At 66.4% G+C, this 23,335-nt stretch carries 36 protein-coding genes; 32 read left to right on the top strand and 4 right to left on the bottom strand.

From position 1 onward, the window contains the following. Window positions 1-10 precede the first annotated feature (10 nt). The 32 genes from rplB (at window position 11) to truA (ending at window position 17,722) form a co-directional block, all read left to right on the top strand. The gene (gene rplB / locus B9C43_RS12815; protein ID WP_033384223.1) at window positions 11-844 is read left to right on the top strand and encodes a 50S ribosomal protein L2; all 834 of its coding nucleotides are present in this window, start codon (window positions 11-13) and stop codon (window positions 842-844) included. A gap of 18 nt (window positions 845-862) precedes the next feature. Further along, window positions 863-1,144, top strand: a complete 282-nt coding sequence (rpsS, locus tag B9C43_RS12810) for a 30S ribosomal protein S19 (protein WP_033384221.1) — start codon at window positions 863-865, stop codon at window positions 1,142-1,144. Window positions 1,145-1,185: 41 nt separating this feature from the next. After that, window positions 1,186-1,626: a 50S ribosomal protein L22 gene (gene rplV, locus B9C43_RS12805; protein WP_035880244.1), complete on the top strand. Its 441-nt coding sequence runs from the start codon at window positions 1,186-1,188 to the stop codon at window positions 1,624-1,626. Continuing rightward, on the top strand, window positions 1,626-2,453 hold the full coding sequence (rpsC, locus tag B9C43_RS12800) for a 30S ribosomal protein S3 (RefSeq protein ID WP_084426356.1): 828 nt from the start codon (window positions 1,626-1,628) through the stop codon (window positions 2,451-2,453). The genes rplV and rpsC overlap by 1 nt, the downstream gene beginning before the upstream one ends. A 3-nt stretch (window positions 2,454-2,456) precedes the next feature. Then, the gene (rplP, locus tag B9C43_RS12795; RefSeq protein WP_033384217.1) at window positions 2,457-2,876 is read left to right on the top strand and encodes a 50S ribosomal protein L16; all 420 of its coding nucleotides are present in this window, start codon (window positions 2,457-2,459) and stop codon (window positions 2,874-2,876) included. Continuing rightward, window positions 2,876-3,124, top strand: coding sequence for a 50S ribosomal protein L29 (rpmC, locus tag B9C43_RS12790; protein ID WP_033384216.1), 249 nt, complete (start codon window positions 2,876-2,878; stop codon window positions 3,122-3,124). Before rplP ends, rpmC begins: the two co-directional genes overlap by 1 nt. After that, window positions 3,121-3,408 (top strand): 30S ribosomal protein S17, encoded by a 288-nt coding sequence (rpsQ, locus tag B9C43_RS12785; RefSeq protein WP_033384215.1) that lies wholly within the window; start codon window positions 3,121-3,123, stop codon window positions 3,406-3,408. The genes rpmC and rpsQ overlap by 4 nt, the downstream gene beginning before the upstream one ends. Window positions 3,409-3,475: 67 nt before the next feature. Continuing rightward, entirely contained in the window at window positions 3,476-3,844 is a 369-nt protein-coding gene (gene rplN, locus B9C43_RS12780; protein WP_033384214.1) for a 50S ribosomal protein L14, read from the top strand. A gap of 2 nt (window positions 3,845-3,846) precedes the next feature. Continuing rightward, window positions 3,847-4,164, top strand: coding sequence for a 50S ribosomal protein L24 (rplX, locus tag B9C43_RS12775; protein ID WP_033384250.1), 318 nt, complete (start codon window positions 3,847-3,849; stop codon window positions 4,162-4,164). Between the two features lie 2 nt (window positions 4,165-4,166). Continuing rightward, complete coding sequence (gene rplE / locus B9C43_RS12770) at window positions 4,167-4,730, top strand: 50S ribosomal protein L5 (protein WP_033384213.1); 564 nt, start codon at window positions 4,167-4,169, stop codon at window positions 4,728-4,730. Window positions 4,731-4,733: 3 nt separating this feature from the next. After that, a complete protein-coding gene (locus B9C43_RS12765; RefSeq protein ID WP_033384211.1) occupies window positions 4,734-4,919 on the top strand; it encodes a type Z 30S ribosomal protein S14 in 186 nt (61 codons plus the stop codon). A gap of 84 nt (window positions 4,920-5,003) precedes the next feature. After that, window positions 5,004-5,402, top strand: coding sequence for a 30S ribosomal protein S8 (rpsH, locus tag B9C43_RS12760; protein ID WP_033384209.1), 399 nt, complete (start codon window positions 5,004-5,006; stop codon window positions 5,400-5,402). Between the two features lie 18 nt (window positions 5,403-5,420). Beyond that, window positions 5,421-5,960 carry a 50S ribosomal protein L6 gene (gene rplF, locus B9C43_RS12755; protein WP_033384207.1) on the top strand — a complete coding sequence of 180 codons (540 nt, stop codon included), beginning with the start codon at window positions 5,421-5,423 and terminating at the stop codon, window positions 5,958-5,960. Between the two features lies 1 nt (window position 5,961). After that, window positions 5,962-6,363: a 50S ribosomal protein L18 gene (rplR, locus tag B9C43_RS12750; protein ID WP_035880241.1), complete on the top strand. Its 402-nt coding sequence runs from the start codon at window positions 5,962-5,964 to the stop codon at window positions 6,361-6,363. Between the two features lie 40 nt (window positions 6,364-6,403). Further along, window positions 6,404-7,045 (top strand): 30S ribosomal protein S5, encoded by a 642-nt coding sequence (gene rpsE / locus B9C43_RS12745; protein WP_033384205.1) that lies wholly within the window; start codon window positions 6,404-6,406, stop codon window positions 7,043-7,045. Window position 7,046: 1 nt separating this feature from the next. After that, on the top strand, window positions 7,047-7,232 hold the full coding sequence (gene rpmD / locus B9C43_RS12740) for a 50S ribosomal protein L30 (protein WP_033384204.1): 186 nt from the start codon (window positions 7,047-7,049) through the stop codon (window positions 7,230-7,232). Next, window positions 7,229-7,675, top strand: coding sequence for a 50S ribosomal protein L15 (rplO, locus tag B9C43_RS12735; RefSeq protein WP_200825586.1), 447 nt, complete (start codon window positions 7,229-7,231; stop codon window positions 7,673-7,675). Before rpmD ends, rplO begins: the two co-directional genes overlap by 4 nt. 102 nt (window positions 7,676-7,777) lie before the next feature. After that, a complete protein-coding gene (locus B9C43_RS12730) occupies window positions 7,778-8,215 on the top strand; it encodes a hypothetical protein (protein ID WP_084426354.1) in 438 nt (145 codons plus the stop codon). 35 nt (window positions 8,216-8,250) lie between these two features. Then, on the top strand, window positions 8,251-8,826 hold the full coding sequence (locus B9C43_RS12725) for a hypothetical protein (protein WP_084426352.1): 576 nt from the start codon (window positions 8,251-8,253) through the stop codon (window positions 8,824-8,826). Window positions 8,827-8,846: 20 nt separating this feature from the next. Next, the gene (gene idi / locus B9C43_RS12720) at window positions 8,847-9,395 is read left to right on the top strand and encodes an isopentenyl-diphosphate Delta-isomerase (RefSeq protein ID WP_084426350.1); all 549 of its coding nucleotides are present in this window, start codon (window positions 8,847-8,849) and stop codon (window positions 9,393-9,395) included. A gap of 167 nt (window positions 9,396-9,562) precedes the next feature. Continuing rightward, the gene (gene secY, locus B9C43_RS12715; RefSeq protein WP_084426348.1) at window positions 9,563-10,864 is read left to right on the top strand and encodes a preprotein translocase subunit SecY; all 1,302 of its coding nucleotides are present in this window, start codon (window positions 9,563-9,565) and stop codon (window positions 10,862-10,864) included. Beyond that, window positions 10,861-11,409: an adenylate kinase gene (locus B9C43_RS12710; RefSeq protein ID WP_033384193.1), complete on the top strand. Its 549-nt coding sequence runs from the start codon at window positions 10,861-10,863 to the stop codon at window positions 11,407-11,409. Before secY ends, B9C43_RS12710 begins: the two co-directional genes overlap by 4 nt. Window positions 11,410-11,450: 41 nt before the next feature. Continuing rightward, complete coding sequence (gene map / locus B9C43_RS12705; protein WP_033384195.1) at window positions 11,451-12,221, top strand: type I methionyl aminopeptidase; 771 nt, start codon at window positions 11,451-11,453, stop codon at window positions 12,219-12,221. Window positions 12,222-12,318: 97 nt separating this feature from the next. After that, on the top strand, window positions 12,319-12,741 hold the full coding sequence (locus B9C43_RS12700) for a DUF1707 SHOCT-like domain-containing protein (protein ID WP_051895757.1): 423 nt from the start codon (window positions 12,319-12,321) through the stop codon (window positions 12,739-12,741). Between the two features lie 161 nt (window positions 12,742-12,902). Next, window positions 12,903-13,124, top strand: a complete 222-nt coding sequence (gene infA, locus B9C43_RS12695; RefSeq protein WP_033384191.1) for a translation initiation factor IF-1 — start codon at window positions 12,903-12,905, stop codon at window positions 13,122-13,124. Between the two features lie 35 nt (window positions 13,125-13,159). Continuing rightward, window positions 13,160-13,273: a 50S ribosomal protein L36 gene (gene rpmJ / locus B9C43_RS12690; protein WP_010148647.1), complete on the top strand. Its 114-nt coding sequence runs from the start codon at window positions 13,160-13,162 to the stop codon at window positions 13,271-13,273. Between the two features lie 146 nt (window positions 13,274-13,419). Then, the gene (rpsM, locus tag B9C43_RS12685) at window positions 13,420-13,800 is read left to right on the top strand and encodes a 30S ribosomal protein S13 (RefSeq protein WP_033384189.1); all 381 of its coding nucleotides are present in this window, start codon (window positions 13,420-13,422) and stop codon (window positions 13,798-13,800) included. 200 nt (window positions 13,801-14,000) lie between these two features. Continuing rightward, window positions 14,001-14,405 (top strand): 30S ribosomal protein S11, encoded by a 405-nt coding sequence (gene rpsK / locus B9C43_RS12680; RefSeq protein WP_033384187.1) that lies wholly within the window; start codon window positions 14,001-14,003, stop codon window positions 14,403-14,405. 23 nt (window positions 14,406-14,428) lie between these two features. Next, window positions 14,429-15,034, top strand: a complete 606-nt coding sequence (rpsD, locus tag B9C43_RS12675; RefSeq protein ID WP_033384186.1) for a 30S ribosomal protein S4 — start codon at window positions 14,429-14,431, stop codon at window positions 15,032-15,034. 88 nt (window positions 15,035-15,122) lie between these two features. Then, the gene (locus B9C43_RS12670) at window positions 15,123-16,187 is read left to right on the top strand and encodes a DNA-directed RNA polymerase subunit alpha (RefSeq protein WP_084426346.1); all 1,065 of its coding nucleotides are present in this window, start codon (window positions 15,123-15,125) and stop codon (window positions 16,185-16,187) included. Window positions 16,188-16,232: 45 nt separating this feature from the next. Next, window positions 16,233-16,895: a 50S ribosomal protein L17 gene (gene rplQ, locus B9C43_RS12665; RefSeq protein ID WP_084426344.1), complete on the top strand. Its 663-nt coding sequence runs from the start codon at window positions 16,233-16,235 to the stop codon at window positions 16,893-16,895. A gap of 62 nt (window positions 16,896-16,957) precedes the next feature. Beyond that, window positions 16,958-17,722 carry a tRNA pseudouridine(38-40) synthase TruA gene (gene truA, locus B9C43_RS12660; protein ID WP_084426342.1) on the top strand — a complete coding sequence of 255 codons (765 nt, stop codon included), beginning with the start codon at window positions 16,958-16,960 and terminating at the stop codon, window positions 17,720-17,722. Window positions 17,723-18,112: 390 nt separating this feature from the next. Here the strand turns inward: truA and B9C43_RS12655 are convergent, their stop codons facing one another. From B9C43_RS12655 to eccE, 4 genes are all read right to left on the bottom strand, one after another. Next, entirely contained in the window at window positions 18,113-19,288 is a 1,176-nt protein-coding gene (locus tag B9C43_RS12655; protein WP_084426340.1) for a S8 family peptidase, read from the bottom strand. 213 nt (window positions 19,289-19,501) lie between these two features. Continuing rightward, window positions 19,502-21,049 (bottom strand): S8 family peptidase, encoded by a 1,548-nt coding sequence (locus tag B9C43_RS12650; protein WP_084426338.1) that lies wholly within the window; start codon window positions 21,047-21,049, stop codon window positions 19,502-19,504. Between the two features lie 142 nt (window positions 21,050-21,191). After that, window positions 21,192-21,845, bottom strand: a complete 654-nt coding sequence (locus B9C43_RS12645) for a hypothetical protein (RefSeq protein ID WP_380145735.1) — start codon at window positions 21,843-21,845, stop codon at window positions 21,192-21,194. Window positions 21,846-21,919: 74 nt separating this feature from the next. Then, window positions 21,920-23,104, bottom strand: coding sequence for a type VII secretion protein EccE (eccE, locus tag B9C43_RS12640; protein WP_033384175.1), 1,185 nt, complete (start codon window positions 23,102-23,104; stop codon window positions 21,920-21,922). Between the last annotated feature and the right edge of the window lie 231 nt (window positions 23,105-23,335).

The following is a 23,335-nucleotide window of genomic DNA, read 5'->3' as shown; positions in this document are numbered from 1 at the left end:
ACTCGCAGAGATGGGCATCCGCAAGTACAAGCCGACGACGCCGGGCCGTCGCGGCTCCAGCGTCTCGGACTTCGCCGAGATCACCCGTGATCACCCGGAGAAGTCGCTGGTCCGGCCGCTGAACAAGAAGGGCGGCCGCAACGCGCACGGCAAGATCACCACCCGGCACAAGGGTGGCGGTCACAAGCGTGCGTACCGGCTGATCGACTTCCGTCGCAACGACAAGGACGGCATCCCGGCCAAGGTCGCGCACATCGAGTACGACCCCAACCGGACCGCGCGCATCGCGCTGCTGCACTACGCGGACGGCGAGAAGCGCTACATCATCGCGCCGGACAAGCTGCGTCAGGGCGACCCGATCGAGAACGGCCCCAAGGCCGACATCAAGCCGGGTAACAACCTGCCGCTGCGCAACATCCCAGTCGGCACCGTGGTGCACGCCATTGAGCTGCGTCCCGGCGGCGGCGCCAAGATCGCCCGGTCCGCAGGCGCCAGCGTTCAGCTGGTCGCTCGCGAGGGCTCGCTGGCGCAGCTGCGGATGCCCTCGGGCGAAATCCGCAACGTCGACGTCCGCTGCCGCGCCACTGTCGGTGCGGTCGGCAACGCCGAGCAGTCCAACATCAACTGGGGCAAGGCCGGCCGGATGCGGTGGAAGGGCAAGCGCCCGACCGTCCGTGGTGTGGCCATGAACCCGGTCGACCACCCGCACGGTGGTGGTGAGGGCAAGACCTCCGGTGGTCGCCACCCGGTGAACCCGGCCGGTAAGCCCGAAGGCCGTACTCGCCGCCGTAAAGCGAGCGACCGGATGATCGTCCGTCGCCGCAAGACCGGTAAGAAGCGCTGAGCAGGAAGGGAGTGAACCATGCCGCGTAGCCTGAAGAAGGGCCCGTTCGTTGACGACCACCTGCTCAAGAAGGTGGATGCGCTGAACGAGTCCGGCAAGAAGACGGTGATCAAGACTTGGTCCCGCCGGTCCACGATCATTCCGGACATGCTGGGGCACACGATTGCGGTGCACGACGGCCGCAAGCACGTCCCGGTGTTCGTCTCGGAGGCCATGGTCGGGCACAAGCTGGGCGAATTCGCCCCGACCCGCACCTTCAAGGGCCACATCAAGGACGACCGGAAGTCCCGCCGCCGCTGAGCGGCGCGCCTAGAACACGAACCAGCAAGGGGTAAGCAGCGATGAACGCCCGTGACGAAGCCGCGGTGGAGGAACTTCCTACCGCCGTGGCTCGGGCTCGCTACGTGCGCACCACGCCGATGAAGGCACGCCGCGTTGTCGAGCTCATCAAGGGACGTAACGCCAGCGAGGCCCTGGCCGTGCTCCAGTTCGCGCCGCAGGCCGCCAGCGGTCCGGTCGCGAAGGTGCTCGCCAGTGCCATGGCTAACGCCGAGAACAACCTGAGCCTCGACCCGGAGACGCTCTGGGTGAGCAAGGCGTATGTGGACGAGGGCCCGACGCTCAAGCGGTTCCGTCCGCGTGCGCAGGGCCGTGCGTACCGCATCCGCAAGCGCACCAGCCACATCACGGTCGAGGTCGTATCGCGTCCGAAGCCCGAGGCCGCTCGTAAGCCGGGCCGCAAGGCCGCGAAGAAGACCAGTGAGAAGGGAAGTGCCAGCTAGTGGGTCAGAAGATCAACCCGCACGGCTTCCGCCTGGGTATCACCACTGACTGGAAGTCCCGCTGGTACGCGGACAAGCAGTACGCGGAGTACGTGGCGGAAGACGTCAAGATCCGGAAGCTGCTGTCCAAGGGCATGGAGCGCGCCGGCATCTCCAAGGTGGAGATCGAGCGGACCCGTGACCGTGTCCGGGTGGACATCCACACCGCGCGTCCGGGCATCGTCATCGGCCGTCGTGGTGCCGAGGCCGACCGCATCCGCGGTGAGCTCGAGAAGCTGACGAAGAAACAGGTCCAGCTGAACATCCTCGAGGTGAAGAACCCCGAGTCGGACGCTCAGCTGGTCGCGCAGGCAGTCGCCGAGCAGCTGTCCAACCGTGTCGCCTTCCGGCGCGCGATGCGTAAGGCCATCCAGTCGGCCATGCGCTCGCCGCAGGTCAAGGGCATCCGGGTGCAGTGCGGTGGCCGTCTCGGCGGTGCCGAGATGTCCCGCTCGGAGCACTACCGCGAGGGTCGCGTCCCGCTGCACACGCTGCGCGCGGACATCGACTACGGCTTCTTCGAGGCCCGTACCACCTTCGGCCGTATCGGCGTGAAGGTCTGGATCTACAAGGGTGAGGTCGTCGGCGGTCGCCGTCAGCACGACGCCACTCAGAACGCCACGCAGGAGCGCGCCCCGCGCCGCGAGCGTCCGAACCGGCCTCGTCGTTCCGGTGCCGCAGGCACCACCGCGACGAGCACCGAGGCCGGGCGTGCCGCAGCTGAGGCCGCGCAGGCGCCGTCCGAAGCCCCCGCGGCTCCGGAGGCCAAGGCAAATGGGGAGGGCTGAGCAGTGCTCATCCCACGCAAGGTCAAGCACCGCAAGCAGCACTCGCCGAAGCGCAGTGGCGCCGCCAAGGGTGGCACCAAGGTCAACTTCGGGGAGTACGGCATCCAGGCGCTCGAGCCTTCGTATGTGACGAACCGGCAGATCGAGTCCGCGCGTATCGCCATCAACCGGCACATCCGCCGTGGTGGCAAGGTGTGGATCCCGATCTTCCCGGACCGTCCGCTGACCAAGAAGCCCGCCGAGACCCGGATGGGTTCCGGTAAGGGTTCGCCCGAGTACTGGGTGGTCAACGTCAAGCCGGGTCGCGTGCTGTTCGAGATGAGCTTCCCGAACGAGGCCGTGGCGCGTGAGGCACTGCGCCGTGCGATCCACAAGCTGCCGATGAAGTGCCGCATCGTGACGCGTGAAGGTGGTGACTTCTGATGGCCGCTGGAGTGACTGCGTCCGAGGTGCGTGAGCTGACCGAGGAGGAGCTGGTGCTCCGCCTGCGCGAGGCCAAGGAGGAGCTGTTCAACCTCCGGTTCCAGATGGCCACCGGCCAGCTGGACAACAACCGCCGGCTGCGCACGGTGCGGCGGGACATCGCCAAGATCTACACAGTGATGCGGGAGCGCGAACTGGGCTTGTCGGCTTCCCCTGACGAGACCGATGCGAACGAAGGTGCCGCATGACCGAGCCAACTACTACGGAGACGACTGAGGAGGCTCGCGGCCGCCGCAAGGTGCGCGAGGGCTACGTCGTGTCCGACAAGATGAACAAGACGATCGTGGTCCAGCTCGAGGACCGCAAGAAGCACCCGCGGTACTCCAAGGTCCTGCGCACCACCAGCAAGGTGAAGGCGCACGACGAGGAGAACACCGCCGGTGTCGGCGACCGGGTCCTGCTCATGGAGACCCGTCCGCTCTCGGCGACCAAGCGCTGGCGCCTGGTCGAGATCCTCGAAAAGGCCAAGTAAGACACAGCTATTGACCGCGCGTATCAGGTCGGAAATCTGCTACGCCACAACGGGTCAGGGAGAGACAGTGATTCAGCAGGAGTCGCGGCTGCGCGTCGCCGACAACACCGGTGCCAAGGAGATCCTTTGCATCCGTGTTCTCGGCGGTTCGGGTCGGCGCTACGCGGGCATCGGCGACATCATCGTCGCCACCGTGAAGGACGCCATCCCGGGTGCCGGCGTGAAAAAGGGTGACGTCGTCAAGGCCGTCATCGTTCGTACCGCCAAGGAGCGTCGCCGTCCGGACGGTTCTTACATCCGGTTCGACGAGAACGCCGCGGTGCTCATCAAGAACGACACCGAGCCGCGTGGTACCCGCATCTTCGGCCCGGTCGGCCGTGAGCTGCGGGACAAGAAGTTCATGAAGATCATTTCGTTGGCGCCGGAGGTGCTCTGACCATGAAGGTGAAGAAAGGCGACACGGTCGTCGTCATCGCCGGCAAGGACAAGGGTGCCAAGGGCAAGGTCATCCAGGCCTACCCGAAGGACAACAAGGTCCTGGTCGAGGGCGTCAACCGGATCAAGAAGCACACCAAGATCACTCAGACCCAGCGTGGCGCGCAGTCCGGCGGGATCGTGACCCAGGAGGCCCCGATCCACGTCTCCAACGTCATGGTCGTCGCCGACGGCAAGGCCGTCCGCGTCGGGTACGAGACCAACGACGAGGGCCGCAAGGTTCGCGTGGCCCGCGGCAAGGGCAACGGGAAGGAGATCTGATCATGACTACGGCTGAGAAGACCATCCCGCGGCTCAAGGCCCGCTACCGCAGCGAGATCGCTCCGGCACTGCACAAGGACTTCTCCTACGAGAACGTCATGCAGATCCCCGGCGTCGTGAAGATCGTCGTGAACATGGGTGTCGGTGACGCCGCCCGTGACGGCAAGCTGATCGAGGGCGCGGTCCGCGACCTGGCCACCATCACCGGCCAGCGTCCGGAGGTTCGCAAGGCCCGCAAGTCCATCGCGCAGTTCAAGCTGCGTGAGGGCATGCCGATCGGCGCGCGCTGCACGCTGCGCGGTGACCGGATGTGGGAGTTCCTCGACCGTCTGCTGACGATCGCCCTCCCGCGTATCCGCGACTTCCGTGGCCTGTCGCCCAAGCAGTTCGACGGCAACGGCAACTACACGTTCGGTCTGAACGAGCAGTCGATGTTCCACGAGATCGACCCCGACTCGATCGACCGCCAGCGCGGCATGGACATCACCATCGTGACCACCGCGACCAACGACGACGAAGGCCGGGCGCTGCTCAAGCGTCTGGGCTTCCCGTTCCGGGAGAACTGATCCATGGCCAAGAAGGCGTTGATCCACAAGGCCGCGCAGAAGCCGAAGTTCAAGGTTCGCGGTTACACCCGCTGCCAGCGCTGCGGTCGTCCGCACTCCGTGTTCCGCAAGTTCGGCCTGTGCCGGATCTGCCTGCGGGAGATGGCGCACCGCGGTGAGCTGCCCGGCGTGAGCAAGTCCAGCTGGTAAAGGCGAACCCGCCTCTACCTCCCATTTCGCCGTAGGCCTCTCGGCATCGAGGGGAACCCCGGCGAGAAAGGTTGACAGGTCACCATGACGATGACCGACCCGATCGCAGACTTCCTGACCCGTCTGCGCAACGCCAACTCGGCGTACCACGACGAGGTCGTGCTGCCCCACTCGAAGCTCAAGCAGAACATCGCGGAGATCCTCAAGCGCGAGGGTTACATCGCGGGGTACCGCTCCGAGCAGGGTGAGAAGAGCAAGCTCCTTGTGGTCGAGCTGAAGTACGGCCCCAACCGTGAGCGCAGCATCGCCGGTCTTCGCCGGATCTCCAAGCCGGGCCTGCGGGTGTACGCGAAGTCGACCAACCTTCCGAAGGTCCTCGGCGGCCTCGGCGTGGCGATCATCTCCACGTCGACCGGCCTGGTGACCGACCGGCAGGCCAACAAGCAGGGTGTGGGCGGGGAAGTCCTCGCCTACGTCTGGTAGGAGAAGGGGAGGAAAGGCATGTCCCGCATCGGAAAGCTGCCGATCACCGTCCCCTCCGGGGTCGATGTCCAGATCGACGGTCAGACGGTCAACGTCAAGGGGCCGAAGGGCACCCTGACGCACACCATTGCCGAGCCGATCACCGTCGAGCGCGCCGAGGACGGCACGCTGCAGGTGAAGCGGCCCAACGACGAGCGCCAGAACCGGGCCCTGCACGGCCTGACCCGCACGCTCGTCAACAACCTCGTCGTCGGCGTCACCGCCGGGTACGAGAAGAAGCTTGAGATCCACGGCGTCGGTTACCGTGTCGCACTCAAGGGCACTGAGCTCGAGTTCTCGCTCGGCTACAGCCACTCGATCAAGGTGCCTGCCCCCGAGGGGATCACCTTCGCGGTCGAGACGCCCACGCGGTTCTCGGTCAGCGGAATCGACAAGCAGCTCGTCGGTGAGGTCTCGGCCAACATCCGCAAGCTGCGCAAGCCCGACCCCTACAAGGGCAAGGGCGTCCGCTACGCGGGCGAGAAGATCCGCCGCAAGGTCGGAAAGACGGGTAAGTGACATGAGCGAAGCGACAGTTACCAAGCGCAAGCCGGTGGGCAAGGACATCTCCACCCGCCGCCGGGTTGCCCGTACGCGCCGTCACTTCCGGCTCCGCAAGAAGATCAGCGGAACGCCGGCCCGTCCGCGCCTGGTCGTCAACAGGTCCTCGCGGCACATCGCCGTGCAGCTGATCGACGACCTGGCCGGTGTCACCATCGCCGCGGCGACCTCCTTCGAGGCCGACGTGCGTGCGCTGGACGGCGACAAGAAGGCCAAGGCCACCAAGGTCGGCCAGCTGATCGCGGCCCGCGCCAAGGACAAGGGCGTCGACAAGGTCGTGTTCGACCGGGGTGGCTACGACTACCACGGCCGGATCGCGGCGCTCGCCGACGCGGCCCGTGAGGCGGGGCTGGAGTTCTGATGAACACCCGCGAAGCAATCGAGAACGGAAGGAACGCCTGATGCCGGGACGTACACGGCAGGGTGGCGGCTTTGGCGGTCAGGGCGGTCAGGGCGGCAACGACCGCGGTGACCGCCGGGACCGCAGGGACCGCCGCGACGGTGGCCGTGGCGGAGCGGCCCAGGAGAAGACCCCGCACCTCGAGCGCGTGGTTGCCATCAACCGCGTCGCCAAGGTCGTGAAGGGTGGTCGTCGCTTCAGCTTCACCGCCCTGGTTGTTGTGGGTGACGGCGACGGTCAGGTCGGCGTCGGCTACGGCAAGGCGAAGGAGGTGCCCGCCGCGATCGCGAAGGGCGTGGAGGAAGCCAAGAAGAACTTCTTCCGCGTGCCCCGGATCGCCGGCACCATCCCGCACCCGATTCAGGGCGAGGACGCCGCTGGCGTCGTGCTCCTGCGTCCGGCAAGCGCCGGTACCGGTGTCATCGCCGGTGGCCCGGTGCGCGCCGTGCTGGAGTGCGCGGGCGTCCACGATGTGCTGTCGAAGTCGCTGGGTAGCGACAACGCCATCAACATCGTGCACGCGACCGTCGCCGCGCTGAAGGGCCTGCAGCGTCCGGAGGAGGTGGCCGCCCGCCGCGGTCTGCCGCTCGAGGACGTCGCCCCCGCCGCCATGCTGCGTGCGCGTGCACAGGCTGGAGCGTGACATGGCGAAGCTGCAGATCACCCAGGTCAAGAGCAAGATCGGCACCAAGCACAACCACCGCGAGTCGCTGCGCACCCTCGGGCTGCGCAAGATCCGCCAGAGCGTGGTGCGTGACGACACCCCCGAGGTCCGCGGCCTGATTCACACGGTCCGTCACCTCGTGGTCGTCGAGGAGGTCAACGACTGATGGCCATCAAGCTGCATCACCTGCGCCCGGCCCCGGGTGCCAAGTCCGACAAGGTTCGCGTCGGTCGTGGTGAGGGCTCGAAGGGCAAGACCGCCGGCCGCGGCACGAAGGGCACCAAGGCCCGCAAGAACGTGCCAGCCCGGTTCGAGGGTGGGCAGATGCCCATCCACATGCGGCTGCCGAAGCTCAAGGGCTTCAAGAACCGCTTCCGCGTGGAGTACCAGATCGTCAACGTCGGCGACCTGGCCACGCTGTTCCCCGAGGGCGGCAAGGTCGGCGTGCTCGACCTGGTCGCGAAGGGCGCGGTCCGCAAGGGCCAGCTCGTCAAGGTCCTCGGTGACGGCGACATCGCCGGTGTGAAGCTGGACGTCACCGTCCACGCCTTCTCCGGCAGCGCGATCGAGAAGATCACCGGCGCGGGCGGCACGATCAACAAGCTGTGACGCCCCAGCGCTGAAAGGCCCGCCAGGTCCCGTACCTGGCGGGCCTTTTCGTTTGTACTGAACGGGGTTGTCCCGGGCGGAGGCTGCCGCCAAGGTCGCGTCATGGATCTCTCGAACCGCCGCCGCTGGATCGCGAGTGCGGTGTTGTCGTTGCTCGCGGCCGGTTCCCTTGCCCTCGCGGCGTTTCTCCCGCTGTACGTCAGCGCTGACACTTCGGAGTTCGGTGTGGACGTCTCGTTCACCGTCACGGTGATCGGGTGGCAGAGCACGGTCTATCCGCAGGTGTTCGGTGCCGCTTTGGCTTTGGCCGCAGGTGTTCTCGCGTTCCGGTGGAAGGGCGGGCGCCTCTTTTTGGTCGCGTCCGGCGCGTTCAATCTCGGTGTCATGTGGATGTTGTTGACGCTGTACCCGCCACTTCGGGCCGAGGTCGACCTGGGGCCCGGCTTCTGGTGCCTGATCGGCGGAGCGCTCTTCACACTGCTCGCCGCGCTCGCCGTCTTCGGCCGGTCTGCCAAACGGGAGCCGATTGCCGGGCCGTGATCGGGTCGTGTCATCGACCTGTCACGCTCTGTCGCGTGTGGCACTTGCAGCGCCTGGTCGGCGCCATCCTCGCGCTGGCCGCGGCGATCCTGTTGTTGGTTTCGCCGTTCTTCCCGCTGTTCATCGGGCACGTGACAGCCAGGGCGGCGGATTTCACGATGACCATCGACGGTTGGGGCTTCGACACAGATGCGCCACAACGCGTCGGTGCTGTCGCGGTGAACGCGTACGGCTTGATCTTCGCCGCAGTGCTGTTGTTCGTAGGAACGATCCTCACGTTCGTCGGCGCACGTAATGCCGCCACACCAAGCAATCGGCGCATTGCTGCCACCGGTATGGGCATCGTTACCGCGTTCACCCTTGGTGTCGCGGTGACTGTGCTTCCTCAGCTCACCAACTGGGTGGACACGTTCCGTTCGACCGGACTGGCCAATGCCAGCGTCGACACGTCGGTCGGCATCGGCTTCTGGATGATGGCCGCCGGGACTCTCGTCGCACTGGCTGCCAGCGTCATCGCCGTCCTGCCTTTCCGGGACAGGGAGCCGGAAACGCCGCCGTACGGCATCCCGATGCCCGTGCAATCCGAGCAGCCGCCGTCTTCCGGTAGCTGAACGCATTACTGTCTAACCACATGGAGCAGGTCGTCTTACTGGACGAGGCCGGGCAGGCCATAGGCACCGCGGACAAGGCAACGGTCCATCACGAGCAGACTCCGCTACACCTCGCGTTCTCGTCGTACGTCTTCGACGAGCACAACAGGTTCCTGCTCACCCGCAGGGCGCTCAGTAAGCGCACTTGGCCGGGGGTCTGGACCAATTCCTGCTGTGGGCACCCCGCGCCCGGTGAGGCGATACGTGACGCTGTTATCCGCCGCCTGAAGACCGAGCTCGGTCTCGATGTCGACACGATCGAGCTCGTGCTGCCCAAGTTCCGCTACCGGGTCGCCATGCCGGACGGCGTCGTCGAGAACGAGATGTGTCCCGTCTACCGGGTCACCGTGACCGGCGATCCGACGCCGGATCCCAGCGAGGTCGAGGACTTCGAATGGGTTTCCTGGCCGCCCAGCCGGGAGCTCTCTCCCTGGGCTGAACTGCAGTTGCCTCAGCTCAAAGCGCTCGGTGCGGACCCGCTGCGGTGGCCTGCCGCCGACCCCGCCGACCTTCCCTCCGCGGCGGGCTGATCAATGCGCCGGACGGGGGGTGCGGAGGCCCCACACGAGGCTGTTAGAGTCGAGGACACGCTTCGGGACAAATGTGCCCCGAAGCGTTCGTGGCTTGTGTTCCCGCCGGTGCAATCACCGGCCCATTCGTTCGCCGGCAGGATGCCGGTGACGCGAGGAGGTCTTGCGTGCTAGGCGCCTTCCGCTCGGCTCTCGCGACGCCGGATCTGCGCAAGAAGATCCTGTTCACGCTCGGGATCATTGTGCTGTACCGGGTGGGTGCCCTGCTGCCTTCGCCAGGGGTTTCGTACCCGAACGTGCAGGCATGTCTCGCCAACGTCCAACAGGACGGCATCTACTCCCTGCTGAACCTGTTCAGCGGTGGTGCTTTGCTCCAGCTGTCCGTTTTCGCGCTGGGCATCATGCCGTACATCACGGCGAGCATCATCATCCAGCTGCTGACCGTGGTCATCCCGCGGTTCGAACAGCTGAAGAAGGAAGGCCAGGCGGGCCAGGGCAAGCTGACCCAGTACACCCGTTACCTGACGATCGCGCTGGCGATCCTGCAGGCCACCGGCATCGTGGCGCTGGCCGACCGCGGTCAGCTGTTCGGTGACTGCCCGCAGGACATCATCCCGGGCGACCGCATCTTCACCCTGATCCTGATCGTCGTCACGATGACCGCCGGTACGGCCGTCATCATGTGGCTGGGCGAGCTGATCACCGAGCGCGGCATCGGTAACGGCATGTCGCTGCTGATGTTCGTCAACATCGCGGCGCGCATCCCTTACGAGGGCAAGATCATCTGGGACAAGGGCCCGATCACCTTCACCGTGATCTGCCTGTTCGGTCTGGCCATCATCGCCAGCGTCGTGTTCATGGAGCAGGGCCAGCGTCGTATCCCGGTCCAGTACGCCAAGCGCATGATCGGCCGCCGGATGTACGGCGGAACCTCGACCTACCTGCCGCTGAAGGTCAACCAGGCCGGTGTCATCCCGGTGATCTTCGCGTCGTCGCTGCTCTACCTGCCCGACCTGATCTCCCGGTTGATCGGCGGCGCACAGGACTCCGGCTGGCAGCGCTGGATCCAGAGCTACCTGGTCCAGCAGGACAGCTGGGTGCACATCCTGGTGTACTTCTCGCTGATCATCTTCTTCACGTACTTCTACATCACGATCACGTTCAACGTGAACGAGCGTGCTGAGGAGATGCGGAAGTTCGGTGGCTTCATCCCCGGCATCCGCCCTGGACGTCCAACCTCGGAATACCTGAGTTACGTACTGAGCCGCATCACCCTGCCCGGCTCGATCTACCTTGGCATCATCGCGATCCTGCCGAACTTCTTCCTGTCGGTGACTGGATCGGGGAACAACCAGAACTTCCCGTTCGGTGGTACCGCGGTACTGATCATGGTCGGCGTCGGCCTCGACACCGTGAAGCAGATCGAGAGCCAGCTCATGCAACGTAACTACGAAGGGTTCCTCAGGTGACACGACTCGTTCTGGTCGGCCCGCCTGGCGCGGGCAAGGGCACGCAGGCCGGGACGCTCAGCGCAAAGCTCGGCGTGCCCCACATCTCCACCGGCGACCTGTTCCGTGCCCACATCGGGGACGGAACAGAGCTCGGCCGCAGCGTCCAGGCGTACCTCGACGAGGGCCAGCTCGTGCCCGACGAGGTCACCAACGAGATGGTGCGCGAGCGGCTCGCCGAGCAGGACACCAAGGGCGGCTTCATCCTCGACGGCTTCCCGCGCAACATCCCGCAGGCCGAGGTGCTCGCCAAGATCCTCGCCGAGTCGGGCCACAAGCTGGACGCGGTCGTCCAGTTCCAGATCGACGAGGACGTGGTCGTGGCCCGGCTGCTCGGCCGCGGCCGCAAGGACGACAACGAGGAAGTCATCCGCCACCGGCAGCACGTGTACCGGTCGGAGACCGAGCCGCTGCTGAACTTCTACCGCGACATCGTGGTGACGGTCGACGCGGTCGGTGAGGTCGACGAGGTCACCAACCGCGTACTCAACGCGCTGGACAAGTGAGCAAGGGTGGTCTGCTCGGCATGTTGCGCGGGCGCCAGTCGATGATCGAGATCAAGTCCCGTGGTGAACTCGAGGCGATGCGGGCGGCGGGCCTGGTTGTGGCCCGCGCCCTCGACCTGCTCACCAAGGCGGTCAAACCCGGCGTGAGCACGGCGGAGCTGGACGAGCTCGCCGAGCAGACGATCAGGGACGCCGGTGCGGTGCCGTCCTTCAAGGGCTACCACGATTACCCGGCGTCGATCTGCTCCTCGGTGAACGAGCAGGTCGTCCACGGCATCCCGGCCGCCGACCAGGTCCTGGCCGAGGGTGACCTGATCTCGATCGACTGCGGCGCGATCCTCGACGGCTGGCACGGCGACGCGGCTGTGACCGTCGCCGCCGGTGAGATCCGCCCCGAAGACAAGCTGCTGTCCGAGGCTACTCGCACAGCGCTGTACGCGGGCGTAGAGGCCCTCGTGGTCGGCGCGAAGCTGTCGGACGTCTCCCACGCCATCGAGCAGTCCATCCTGCGCTCAGCGAAGGCGGACGGCGTCAAATACGGCATCATCCGCGACTACGGCGGCCACGGCATCGGCACCGAGATGCACATGGAGCCGTACCTGTCGAACTACGGCAAGCCCGGCAAGGGCCCGCGCCTGGTCGAAGGCATGGCCATCGCCGTGGAGCCGATGCTGACCCTCGGCGACCACCGCACGGACGAACTCGACGACGGCTGGACAGTCGTGACCGTCGACAAGTCCCGCGCCGCCCACTGGGAGCACAGCGTCGCCATCACCGCTGACGGCCCCTGGATCCTGACAGCTCCCGAGTAACCGGCGGACACGGCGGGCGTGGGGTAGGGCCAGCCCCACCAAAAGCGTAGGGATGACGCCATCCACCTGCGGGTCTTGCCCGGGGACGATTGTCCGGGTGACCGATGACTTCGCCCCTGACCTGATCCGCGTGACCGACCTCGACCGCAAGGTGGTCGAGGCGCGGCTGCGGCTGGCGCACAGCGACGGCAGCCTGACCCTGGACGAGCTGGACGAACGTCTGGCGAATCTTTGGTTGACGAAAACCCGACGGGACCTGGCCGGGCTCACCAAGGACCTGCCCGCGCCGCTGCCGCCGTCCCCGCCACCACCTCCGCCCAAGCCGAACCACGCGCGCACCGCGATGCGCGTGCTGACCGCCATCTGGCTGTCCGTCAGCGTCATCAACCTGGTGATTTGGCTGATGGTGTCGCTGATCAACTTCGATCCGGCGTACCCGTGGTTCCTCTGGCCGCTGCTGCCGCCAGGGGCCGTTCTCGGCGTACTCTGGTGGTTGGGTGTCGGACGTACCCGCAGCTAGGACCCCCGATTTGGGGTCCGATGGCAGGGTGCGTACACTGGATTGGTGGCGCGCACGTAGCGCCGGTCTCGTTGTGCGGTTTTTTCATCTGATGAACCCTCGCGTGCCCGGTCTTGGCGTGCCCAGTACGAAGTAAGTCACCGTCACGAAACGCGGAGGACATGGGCAAGAAGGACGGGGCCATCGAAGTCGAGGGTCGCGTGGTCGAACCTCTCCCCAACGCGATGTTTCGCGTTGAACTGGAGAACGGCCACAAGGTTCTCGCGCACATCAGTGGCAAGATGCGGCAGCACTACATCCGTATCCTGCCTGAGGACCGGGTCGTCGTGGAGCTTTCGCCGTATGACCTGACCCGTGGGCGCATCGTCTACCGCTACAAGTAGTGACCTTTACCAGGCTTGAACAGGAGAGCTGAGGCGTGAAGGTCCAGCCGAGCGTCAAGAAGATCTGCGACAAGTGCAAGGTGATCCGCCGGCACGGTCGCGTCATGGTGATCTGCGAGAACTTGCGTCACAAGCAGCGCCAGGGCTGACAACAGCACAGAGGACCTCCTATGACCTGCCGGATCACACGGATCCGGCGTACCCCCGGACTCCAGGCCGGGGCCCGGGCTCACCGAGTCATCCCGGGGCGGTCAGGGAGCAGACCTGGAGCAATTCATAAGGAGAAACCGCCGAAATGGCACGACTCATGGGTGTCGACCTCCCCCGCGAGAAGCGGTTGGAGATCGCACTTACCTACATCTTTGGCATCGGGCGCACCCGCTCCAAGGAGCTGCTGAACGCGACCCAGTTGTCTCCCGACCTTCGCGTCAGGGACCTGTCCGACGAGGACGTCCTGAAGCTGAGGGACTACATCGAGGAGAACTACAAGGTCGAGGGTGACCTCCGCCGTGAGGTCCAGGCCGACATTCGCCGGAAGATGGAGATCGGCTGCTACGAGGGCCTGCGCTGGCGTCGTGGTCTGCCAGTCCGCGGTCAGCGGACCAAGACCAACGCACGCACCCGCAAGGGCCCGAAGAAGACGGTCGCCGGCAAGAAGAAGGCCGGAAAGAAGTGAGCCAGTACTGCGGCAGGACGCTCAAGCTCGTCACGCAGTCGCGGCGTGGCCGGTCCGCCATGCGGGCCACCCTCGTCGCTCCGCAGAACGCCCGCCCAGAGGCACTGCGGGACCTGTACCTCGACGCCGGTACTCGTATCCGGCGCGGGTCCGTCGCTCCTTCACCCACTCGCGCTTCAAAGTAGGAGAAACCCGAAGCAATGCCACCCAAGTCTCGTACTGGCGCCGTCAAGAAGGTGCGGCGCAAGGAAAAGAAGAACATCTCCCACGGGCATGCTCACATCAAGAGCACGTTCAACAACACGATCGTCTCGATCACCGACCCGCAGGGCAACGTGATCAGCTGGGCCTCCAGCGGCCACGTCGGCTTCAAGGGCTCGCGTAAGTCCACGCCGTTCGCCGCCCAGATGGCCGCGGAGAACGCCGCCCGCAAGGCCGCCGAGCACGGCATGAAGAAGGTCGACGTGTTCGTCAAGGGCCCGGGCTCCGGCCGGGAGACCGCGATCCGTTCGCTGCAGGCAGCCGGCCTCGAGGTCGGCACGATCCAGGACGTGACCCCGCAGCCCCACAACGGCTGCCGCCCGCCCAAGCGGCGCCGGGTCTGAGGCACGGGGAGGAGTAAGAACAAATGGCTCGTTATACGGGACCTGCCACGCGCAAATCGCGTCGGCTCAAGGTTGACCTCGTCGGCGGCGACAAGGCGTTCGAGCGCCGCCCCTACCCGCCCGGCCAGCACGGCCGCGGTCGGATCAAGGAGAGCGAGTACCTGCTCCAGCTGCAGGAGAAGCAGAAGGCGCGCTTCACCTACGGCGTGCTCGAGCGTCAGTTCCGCAAGTACTACGACGAGGCTGTCCGCCAGCAGGGCAAGACCGGTGAGGTCCTGCTCCAGCTGCTGGAGTCGCGTTTGGACAACGTGGTGTACCGCGCGGGCCTCGCGCGTACCCGTCGCCAGGCGCGCCAGCTGGTCAGCCACGGTCACTTCCTGGTCAACGGCGTGAAGGTGAACGTGCCGAGCTACCAGGTGACCAAGTTCGACATCATCGACGTGAAGCCGAAGTCGATGCCGACGCTGCCGTTCGAGGTCGCCAAGGCGACCCTCGGCGACCGCCCGGTGCCGGCCTGGCTGCAGGTCGTTCCGTCGAACCTGCGGATCCTCGTGCACCAGCGGCCGGAGCGGGCGCAGATCGACGTGCCCGTCCAGGAACAGCTGATCGTCGAGTTCTACTCGAAGTAAGACTTGATACGCCCCGGCGTTCCGATAGCGCCGGGGCTCCATTTCCAGGCATCAAATAGCGGGTGCCTCAGGGAAGGAAACGAAGAAAGTGCTTATCTCACAGCGTCCCAGCCTCGCCGAAGAGCCGGTGAGCGAGACCAGGTCCCGGTTCGTCATCGAGCCGCTCGAGCCTGGCTTCGGCTACACGCTCGGCAACTCGCTGCGCCGGACCCTGCTGTCCTCGATCCCGGGGGCCGCGGTCACCAGCATCCGCATCGACGGTGTGCTGCACGAGTTCACCACCGTTCCCGGGGTGAAGGAAGACGTCACCGACATCATCCTGAACCTCAAGGAGCTCGTCGTCTCGTCCGAGGAGGACGAGCCGGTCACCATGTACCTGCGCAAGCAGGGCCCTGGTGAGGTCACCGCCGGAGACATCGTGCCGCCGGCCGGTGTCACCGTGCACAACCCCGATCTGCACATCGCCACGCTGAACGGCAAGGGCAAGCTGGAGATCGAGCTGGTCGTCGAGCGGGGCCGTGGTTACGTGCCCGCGGTGCAGAACAAGCAGGCCGGTGCCGAGATCGGCCGGATCCCGGTTGACTCGATCTACTCGCCGGTGCTGAAGGTGACCTACAAGGTCGAGGCGACTCGTGTCGAGCAGCGCACGGACTTCGACAAGCTGATCCTGGACGTGGAGTCCAAGCCGTCGATCACCCCGCGCGACGCGGTGGCATCGGCTGGTAAGACCCTGGTCGAGCTGTTCGGCCTGGCGCGTGAGCTGAACGTCGATGCCGAGGGCATCGAGATCGGCCCGTCGCCCGCGGAGGCGGACACCATCGCCGCCTACGCGATGCCGATCGAGGACCTCGACCTGACGGTCCGTTCGTACAACTGCCTCAAGCGCGAGGGCATCCACACCGTGGGTGAGCTGGTTTCGCGCAGCGAGGCGGACCTGCTGGACATCCGCAACTTCGGTGCGAAGTCGATCGACGAGGTCAAGATGAAGCTCGTCAGCCTCGGCCTCGCGCTCAAGGACAGCCCGCCCGGGTTCGACCCGACCGCGGCCGCGTCCGACTACCCGGCCGACGGCGGTTGGGCGAGTGCGGCGGACAGCAGCGTCGACACCAGCCACGACGACGGCCAGGACTACGCCGAGACGGAGCAGCTCTGAGTCCCTTGTGGACGCTCAAGAGCGGACATATCTAGGAGCTAGGAAATGCCCACCCCCACGAAGGGTCGCCGCCTCGGCGGGTCTCCGGCGCACGAACGGATGTTGCTGGCCAACCTGGCCACCTCGCTGTTCACGCACGGCCGGATCACCACCACGGAGGCCAAGGCCAAGCGGCTGCGTCCGTTGGCCGAGCGCCTGATCACCAAGGCCAAGCACGCGCACCTGGCCAACGAGGAGTACGCCAAGGCGACTCCCGAGGCCGAGCGCAAGGACAAGTACAGCGAGAGCGGCTTCAAGACCAGCCCGGCCGCGCTGCACCACCGTCGCGAGATCACCAAGGTGATCCGCAACAAGGACGTCGTGCACCGGTTGCTGGCCGAGATCGGCCCGTTCTTCGTCGACCGCGACGGCGGCTACACCCGGATCGTCAAGACGTTGCCGCGTAAGGGCGACAACGCCAAGATGGCGATCATCGAGCTGGTCAACGAGAAGACCGTGACCAGCGAGGCGGAGAAGGCCCGCGGCACCAAGTTCGCCAGGAAGTCCGAGACCACCGAGGTCGCGGCTGAGGCGGACGCCGACGTGACCAAGGTCGAGGACCAGGACGCCGACGCGCCCGAGTCCGCAACCAAGGACGCGACCGAGGAGCCCACCGAGGGCGCCGAGGCTTCCGCCGAGGAGAAGTCCGAGAAGAAGGACGAGTCCTGACGGATCAGTTCGACCAGGAGCCCGTCGCCCCCACTGGGGACGGCGGGCTCCTGCGCGTACGCCTGGACATTTCCTACGACGGCACGGATTTCTCCGGCTGGGCCCGTCAACCCGCCCGGCGCACAGTGTGTGGAGTCCTGGAGGACACCCTCGCGCAGGTTCTCCGCCTGCCTTCGGTGCGCCTCACGGTCGCGGGTCGCACGGACGCTGGTGTGCACGCGACCGGCCAGGTCGCCCACGTGGACCTGCCTTCCGTGCCCGAGGCTTATCGCCTGAACCGCGCCTTGCCAGGCGATGTCCGGATCCTGGGCGTCTCCGAGGTCTCGCCGGACTTCGACGCCCGCTTTTCGGCGCTGCGCAGGCATTACACGTACCGCGTGTCCGACGCGGTGGTGTCCCCCTTGCAGCGCAACCACATCGTGGCCTGGCCGCGCCAGCTGGACCTGTCCTTGATCAACGCGGCCGCCCAGACCTTGCTGGGAACACACGACTTCGTGGCCTTCTGCAAACGCCGCGAGGGCGCCACGACCATCCGTGAACTCCAACGCCTCACCTGGCACCGCTCAGGCGACGTACTGGTCGCCGAGGTCTCCGCGGACGCCTTCTGCCACTCGATGGTCCGCAGCCTCGTCGGCGCCCTTTTGGCCGTGGGAGAGGGAAAGCGCCCGGTCGAATGGCCCGCGAAACTCCTCACCGCCGAGGCCCGTTCCAGCGAAGTGACCGTCGCCCCGGCCCACGGCCTCATCCTGACCAAAGTGGACTACCCAGCGGACACCGACCTCGCCGCCCGGGCTGCGGAAACCCGCAACGTCCGAACCCTCGCCTAGAGAGCGTGTCCACCTTTGCGGCACCGTGTGTCCACCATTCCGGCACACTGAGATGCACTTTCCTGCACGGTGAGTTCTCTTGTGGGGTTCCGTTTCTGGCTGTTCCAGCGGTGTTGGGTTGGGTGAATTACCGCGTGTCTGCCTTTGCGGCACGCGTGAGTCCTCCATCCGACTCGCCACCAGCCGCGCTGGTAGCCGCCGTGCGCCGCGGATGGAGCGACTCCCACGCCGCAAAGGCAGACACGCGCGACGCTGGTTCGCACCCTGCTCACACGCGCCTCGCTGGCGCTCGGCCCGTGTTCACGGGTGCATGCCCTGTTTCCCCTGTGATGTCCGGGGACGCTCCTGTGCAGGGTCAGGAGCGTCCCCGGCTGCAGGGTCCTTGATTCCTTACTGCTGAACGAAGACCAGGCGGTTCGGGGAACCCGAGCCGGGGCTGGTGATCACGTTCGTGGTCGAGCGCTGGATCAGCGCGCTCTGCACCGCCGCCGGGGTGGCGCCGGTGTTGGCCGACAGGTACAGCGCGGCAACGCCGGCGACGTGCGGTGCCGCCATCGAGGTGCCGCTGATGTTGTTGGTCGCGGTGTTGCTGGTTGCCCATGCCGACACGATGCTCTGGCCCGGCGCGAAGATGTCCGTGCAGTTGCCGAAGTTCGAGAACGAGGCGCGAGCGTCCGTGTTCGTCGATGCGTTGACCGTGATGGCCTCGGTGACACGAGCCGGCGAGAAGGTGCAGGCGTTGGTGTTGGAGTTACCCGACGCGATCGAGTACGTGACGCCTGCCTGGATCGAGCGGCGCACGGCGTTGTCGATCGAGGTGTTGGCGCTGCCCCCGAGGCTCATGTTCGCCACGGCGGGCTTGCGGTGGTTGGCGGTCACCCAGTCCACACCGGCCACAACCTGAGCGGTGGTGCCGGAGCCGGAGCAGCTGAGCACACGCACGGCGTAGAGCTGCACGCCCTTGGCCACACCATATGCGGTGCCGCCGACAGTTCCGGCGACGTGGGTGCCGTGGCCGTGGCAGTCGTTCGCTGTGCCGCCTGAAGTGATCGCGTCGAAGCCGGTGCGGGCGCGGCCACCGAAGTCGTTGTGCGTCAGGCGGATGCCGGTGTCGATGATGTACGCGTTCACATTGGACGCTGTGGTCGGGTACGTGTACGCGTTGTTCAGCGGCCGGTTGCGTTGGTCGATCCGGTCAAGGCCCCACGACGGCGGGTTGTTCTGCGTCGCGGTGATGTGCACCATCTGGTCGGCCTGGACGTACTCCACCGCTGGGTCTGCGGCGAGCCTGCGGGCTTGCTTCGCGGTCATGTCCGCGGCGAAGCCATTCAATGCGGCCTGGTAGGTGAACTTGACCGCACCGCCGTACTTCTTGGTCAACGACGCCGCGTTTTCCGGCGTGTTCTTCAGCGCGACGATGTAGGAGTTCGGCACCACGTCAGCCGCGTTCGCGTCAAGAATCGTGCCTTCCGCGGCGTGCGCCGGCGTGGCCAGTCCGATTGTCGCGGCGAACAGCACCGCGATTCCGGCTGTGCCCGTGAAGCGGGCAGCCTTCGATACTCGCATCCTCTGGTCTCCTTCTAGCAGGGCGTCTGCGTCGCTGGAAAGCGACACAGACGAGTTGAAGGGAACGAACTACACATTTGTCCGAGACCAGGGCGTTACGCAAGAGAACGGCGTAACTTCGGTGGGTCACGTATCCCCAGAAAGGTTTTCTGGGAATGAATTGGCCCGTTCAGCGCACAAGTAATTCGGCTGAACGGGCCAACGCTGAGACGATTAGATCGTCAACGTCCACTTGTTGAGGTTTCCGCTGTCACCACTCAGGGTGTCCTGCACCCGAAGCGTCCAGGAACCGTTGGCGTCGTCCGGCGACAGGTTGACCGTGTAGGTCTCGACGACGTTGTCCCCGCTGTCGCCGCTGCTGGGCTCCTTCAGGGTGCGGACGGTGCCGCTCGGCGAGACGAGGTCGATCTTCAGGTCGCCGCGCCAGGTGTGGGTGATGTCCACCGCGACCTTGCCCGCGGTCGAGCCCTTCTTGCCCGAGCACTCCGACACCGAGATGGAGCTGTTCACCGTGGCCCGGTCCGGGATCGGGAAGTCGGTGTCGTTGGTCTTGGTCGCGCAGGTCACGGGCGGCGGTTCAGTGCCGCCGGAACCCGTGTACAGCAGCTTGTTCGGCGATCCGGTGCCAGGACTGGTCACCTTCTCGCTGGTGGCCGCGTTGGTCAGCGCGTCACTGACCTGCTGCGGGGTCGCGCTGGTGTTGGCCGACAGGTACAGTGCGGCCGCGCCTGCGACGTGCGGTGTCGCCATGGACGTACCGCTGATGTTGTTGGTCGCCGTGTCGTTCGTGCTCCACGACGACACGATGTTCTGGCCCGGCGCGAAGATGTCCGTGCAGTTGCCGAAGTTCGAGAACGAGGCACGGGCGTCGGTGTTCGTGGTGGCGTTCACCGTGATCGCCTCAGGCACGCGTGCCGGCGAGTAGCTGCACGCGTTGGCGTTGGAGTTACCCGAGGCGATGGCATACGTGACACCCGCTGCGATCGATCGCTTCACCGCGTTGTCCAGAACCGTGTCGGCGCCGCCACCGAGGCTCATGTTGGCGACCGCGGGCTTCACGGCGTTGGCGGTCACCCAGTCGATCCCGGCGACGACCTGGGCAGTGGTGCCGGAACCCTGGCAGTTCAGCACGCGGACCGCGTAGAGCTTGACGCCCTTGGCCACGCCGTACTGCGAGCCACCGACGGTGCCCGCCACGTGGGTGCCGTGGCCGTGGCAGTCGTTGGCCGTGCCGCCCTGGTCGATGGCGTCGAAACCGGTCACCGCGCGGCCGCCGAACGTCTGGTGTGTCAGGCGGATTCCGGTGTCCAAAATGTACGCGTTCACATTGGACGCCGTGGTCGGGTACGTGTAGGAGTTGTCCAGCGGCAGGTTGCGCTGGTCGATCCGGTCGAGCCCCCACGACGGCGGGTTCGGCTGGGTGTCGTTGATCGTGAACGTCTTGTTGGCTTGGACGTACTCGACGGCCGGGTCGGCGGCCAGTTTGCGGGCCTGCGCCTCGGACATCGTCGCGGCGAAGCCGTTCAGAGCGGACTTGTACGTGTGCGTCACGCTGGCGCCGTACTTCTGGCTCAGCGCGGACGCGGTCTGCGGCGTGTTCTTCAGAACGACCACAAAGGAATCTTTGACCGCGCCTGGGGCGTCGAGGCCAAGAATCTGGCCCTGTGCCGCCGACGCGGGCGCGGCCAGCCCGACCGTCGCGGCGGCGACCGCGGCGATCCCAGCGATGCCCGTGATCCGGGCGGCCCGAGTTACACCCATCCTCTGATCTCCTTCTTGCAGGGCGTGCACGGCCTGTGACTGCGTCCAGGCCGCGCACGTGGGAAGGACGATCTTCAGAGTGAAGTGTGGTCAGGTGACAACACAAGGTCACATCGGGGGTTTACATATTCCCAGAATTATGTCAATCGCCCCGGCGAATAGGTCCGAGGATCTGTTGTTCCCGCTGTGTGGTGAACAATCGCAATGGCCGCCACAAGTTCGCGCCCAAGGCCACGACCTGGTCGTCCTGGAGCGACGTGAGCTGGTTGATCAAGTGCGCGGGCAGTCGCCAAATGCGTTGCGCGAGTTGCGCCTGGCCTGCCGGAAGTCGTTGCATGAGCACAAGATCAGCCGCGTTCGCGGTCGCACCGGCCTGCGGGTGCAAATACGGCAAAACGTAAATCGTGGTTTGCCATGGCGTTCTCGGCGGGAACAGTTCCTGCGGCGTCGGGCCGCCGTCGTGCACGACGAGTAGCGGGCTGTCCTCGGTCGGCCGGGGCAGTTCGACCGGGCTGAGCCTGCGGATCTGCACGAGCGGAACCGGGCGACCGTCCGGGCCGGTGCCCGCCGCCTTCGCCAGCACCTGCCACTTGGTCGGACGACCGGTCGCGATCACCACCCACGCGCCGACCGCCATCGCGCGCAACGCCGTCTGCAGCGCCAGGTACATCCCACCGACCAGGACGATCCTGGTCGGTGCCGGGCGGAGGGCCGACACGATCAGCGGCTCGCCGCCCATGCCCATGCCGAGAACCATGCCGCCGCGATCGCCGGACAGGCTGACGTGGTCGAGCATCTCCGGCGAGACCGTGAATTCCGGTGCGACGCCCTTGTTGAGTCCCTGCGTGTCCAACAGCCTGCTGGAACCGCTCACACCGCACCTCCAAGCGGCAACGTGGCTGCGAGACCGGCGACCTGCAGGCCACGCAACGGGGTCAGGGTGATCCCGAGCTTGTCGGAGAGCTCCTCGAGCTTGCCGTCGGCGGCGTCGAGTTCACCTGGCGTCCGTGCGCTGACCCGCACGAGACCACGCACACCGATCTGGTTGTCCTCCACGCCAGGAGAAAGCGACAACGCGATCGTCGACGACAACGCCCGCACACCGGTCAACGAGTTCAGGCTCGTCGCGACCTTTCCGTTGGGCCAGCCCGTGATCGCGTAACTCGCGTGGCCCACGCCAGCCGCGGTCACACCCGACCACTTCTCCTGCAAGCTGACCCGCGCGTTCGTACCGGCGACCGCGGTGAGTTCGGCCGACGAGATGCCTGCCTTCAACAACTCGTCCGGGTCCAACGGCCGTGTCGGCACGCCACGTGACTCAAGCGCGTTGCGGACACGGGAAAGCGCACCGATCAGCGCGCGGTGCGCACCGACGACACCGCCGCCACGCTCACGAACCGCTGCGGGACAACGACTCGGGTCAAGGCGTACGGCCACCCAGGTGGTCCGTCGCGCGGCTGCGGGCAACGGCCCGAGCACCTCGAGATACGCGCCGAGAGCGGGCGAGTTGGGCGGCAGCGACGTGCTTCCCGGGTAGCAGTGCCAGATCACCTGGATCGCGTCGAGCACCACACCACGGTCCTCAAGGCACGGTGCCAGCGCGCCGAGCGGCAGGCTCGGCAGCGTGTCGGCCTGCGTGACCAGGCTCGGCGTGGGGTCGACGAGCAGCACAGCGGTCCACGTGCCGTCGTGCCACGCCAAACCCAGCGGGTTGCGCTCGTGGTCCTGGCCGTGGGCGACAACGAGGTCCGGCACGGCCAACCGCAGCAACGCGACGCGCGCGTCCTCTGGGCCGGTGACGGCCGCGGCACTGTCCGCGGCCACCTGCTCCATCGAGATCGGGGCTGAGGGCTTCGTCACTCTGCCGTGCGACCGGAACGTGTACCGCGTGGTCAAGCTCACCCACTGCGGGAACCAGCGGCCACGCCACCGGATGAACGCGAACAGCAGCGCCACCACGACAACGCCGATCGACACGTACAGCAGGCTCGTGTTGATCGCCAGCAGGATCAGGCCGATGGCCAGGCCCAGCTCCACCACGACCAGGTTGGTCACCGGCAGCGCGCCAAGGCTCGCGCCGGTCTGCCTTCTGCGTGCGGAGATCGGGATCTTGGGCGTGCTGGGCGGCTGCGGCTGCGGCATCGGCCCGGTGCCACCAGGCGGAGTGCCGCCCGGCGGACGCTGGCCCGGCGGCGGACCGGGCGGGCCGGGTGGGCGCCCACCAGGAGGCCTGCCGCCCGGTGGCGGTCCTCCCGGCGGCATTCCACCAGGTGGCCCACCGCCTGG

The organism is Kibdelosporangium aridum, assembly GCF_900176515.1.
GTDB lineage: Bacteria > Actinomycetota > Actinomycetes > Mycobacteriales > Pseudonocardiaceae > Kibdelosporangium > Kibdelosporangium aridum.
The sequence above is the reverse complement of the archived record's forward strand: the minus strand, read 5'-3'. Positions and strand labels throughout refer to the sequence as shown.

Excerpts from the sequence above, each read along its gene's own strand:
- rplB (WP_033384223.1), top strand. The coding sequence starts at position 11 with ATGGGCATCCGCAAGTACAAGCCGACGACGCCGGGCCGTCGCGGCTCC.
- rpsS (WP_033384221.1), top strand. The coding sequence starts at position 863 with ATGCCGCGTAGCCTGAAGAAGGGCCCGTTCGTTGACGACCACCTGCTC.
- rplV (WP_035880244.1), top strand. The coding sequence starts at position 1,186 with ATGAACGCCCGTGACGAAGCCGCGGTGGAGGAACTTCCTACCGCCGTG.
- rpmC (WP_033384216.1), top strand. The coding sequence starts at position 2,876 with ATGGCCGCTGGAGTGACTGCGTCCGAGGTGCGTGAGCTGACCGAGGAG.
- rpsQ (WP_033384215.1), top strand. The coding sequence starts at position 3,121 with ATGACCGAGCCAACTACTACGGAGACGACTGAGGAGGCTCGCGGCCGC.
- rplX (WP_033384250.1), top strand. The coding sequence starts at position 3,847 with ATGAAGGTGAAGAAAGGCGACACGGTCGTCGTCATCGCCGGCAAGGAC.
- rplE (WP_033384213.1), top strand. The coding sequence starts at position 4,167 with ATGACTACGGCTGAGAAGACCATCCCGCGGCTCAAGGCCCGCTACCGC.
- B9C43_RS12765 (WP_033384211.1), top strand. The coding sequence starts at position 4,734 with ATGGCCAAGAAGGCGTTGATCCACAAGGCCGCGCAGAAGCCGAAGTTC.
- rpsH (WP_033384209.1), top strand. The coding sequence starts at position 5,004 with ATGACGATGACCGACCCGATCGCAGACTTCCTGACCCGTCTGCGCAAC.
- rplF (WP_033384207.1), top strand. The coding sequence starts at position 5,421 with ATGTCCCGCATCGGAAAGCTGCCGATCACCGTCCCCTCCGGGGTCGAT.
- rplR (WP_035880241.1), top strand. The coding sequence starts at position 5,962 with ATGAGCGAAGCGACAGTTACCAAGCGCAAGCCGGTGGGCAAGGACATC.
- rpsE (WP_033384205.1), top strand. The coding sequence starts at position 6,404 with ATGCCGGGACGTACACGGCAGGGTGGCGGCTTTGGCGGTCAGGGCGGT.
- rpmD (WP_033384204.1), top strand. The coding sequence starts at position 7,047 with ATGGCGAAGCTGCAGATCACCCAGGTCAAGAGCAAGATCGGCACCAAG.
- B9C43_RS12730 (WP_084426354.1), top strand. The coding sequence starts at position 7,778 with ATGGATCTCTCGAACCGCCGCCGCTGGATCGCGAGTGCGGTGTTGTCG.
- idi (WP_084426350.1), top strand. The coding sequence starts at position 8,847 with ATGGAGCAGGTCGTCTTACTGGACGAGGCCGGGCAGGCCATAGGCACC.
- map (WP_033384195.1), top strand. The coding sequence starts at position 11,451 with ATGATCGAGATCAAGTCCCGTGGTGAACTCGAGGCGATGCGGGCGGCG.
- infA (WP_033384191.1), top strand. The coding sequence starts at position 12,903 with ATGGGCAAGAAGGACGGGGCCATCGAAGTCGAGGGTCGCGTGGTCGAA.
- rpsM (WP_033384189.1), top strand. The coding sequence starts at position 13,420 with ATGGCACGACTCATGGGTGTCGACCTCCCCCGCGAGAAGCGGTTGGAG.
- rpsK (WP_033384187.1), top strand. The coding sequence starts at position 14,001 with ATGCCACCCAAGTCTCGTACTGGCGCCGTCAAGAAGGTGCGGCGCAAG.
- rpsD (WP_033384186.1), top strand. The coding sequence starts at position 14,429 with ATGGCTCGTTATACGGGACCTGCCACGCGCAAATCGCGTCGGCTCAAG.
- rplQ (WP_084426344.1), top strand. The coding sequence starts at position 16,233 with ATGCCCACCCCCACGAAGGGTCGCCGCCTCGGCGGGTCTCCGGCGCAC.
- B9C43_RS12655 (WP_084426340.1), bottom strand. The coding sequence starts at position 19,288 with ATGCGAGTATCGAAGGCTGCCCGCTTCACGGGCACAGCCGGAATCGCG.
- B9C43_RS12650 (WP_084426338.1), bottom strand. The coding sequence starts at position 21,049 with ATGGGTGTAACTCGGGCCGCCCGGATCACGGGCATCGCTGGGATCGCC.
- B9C43_RS12645 (WP_380145735.1), bottom strand. The coding sequence starts at position 21,845 with ATGCTCGACCACGTCAGCCTGTCCGGCGATCGCGGCGGCATGGTTCTC.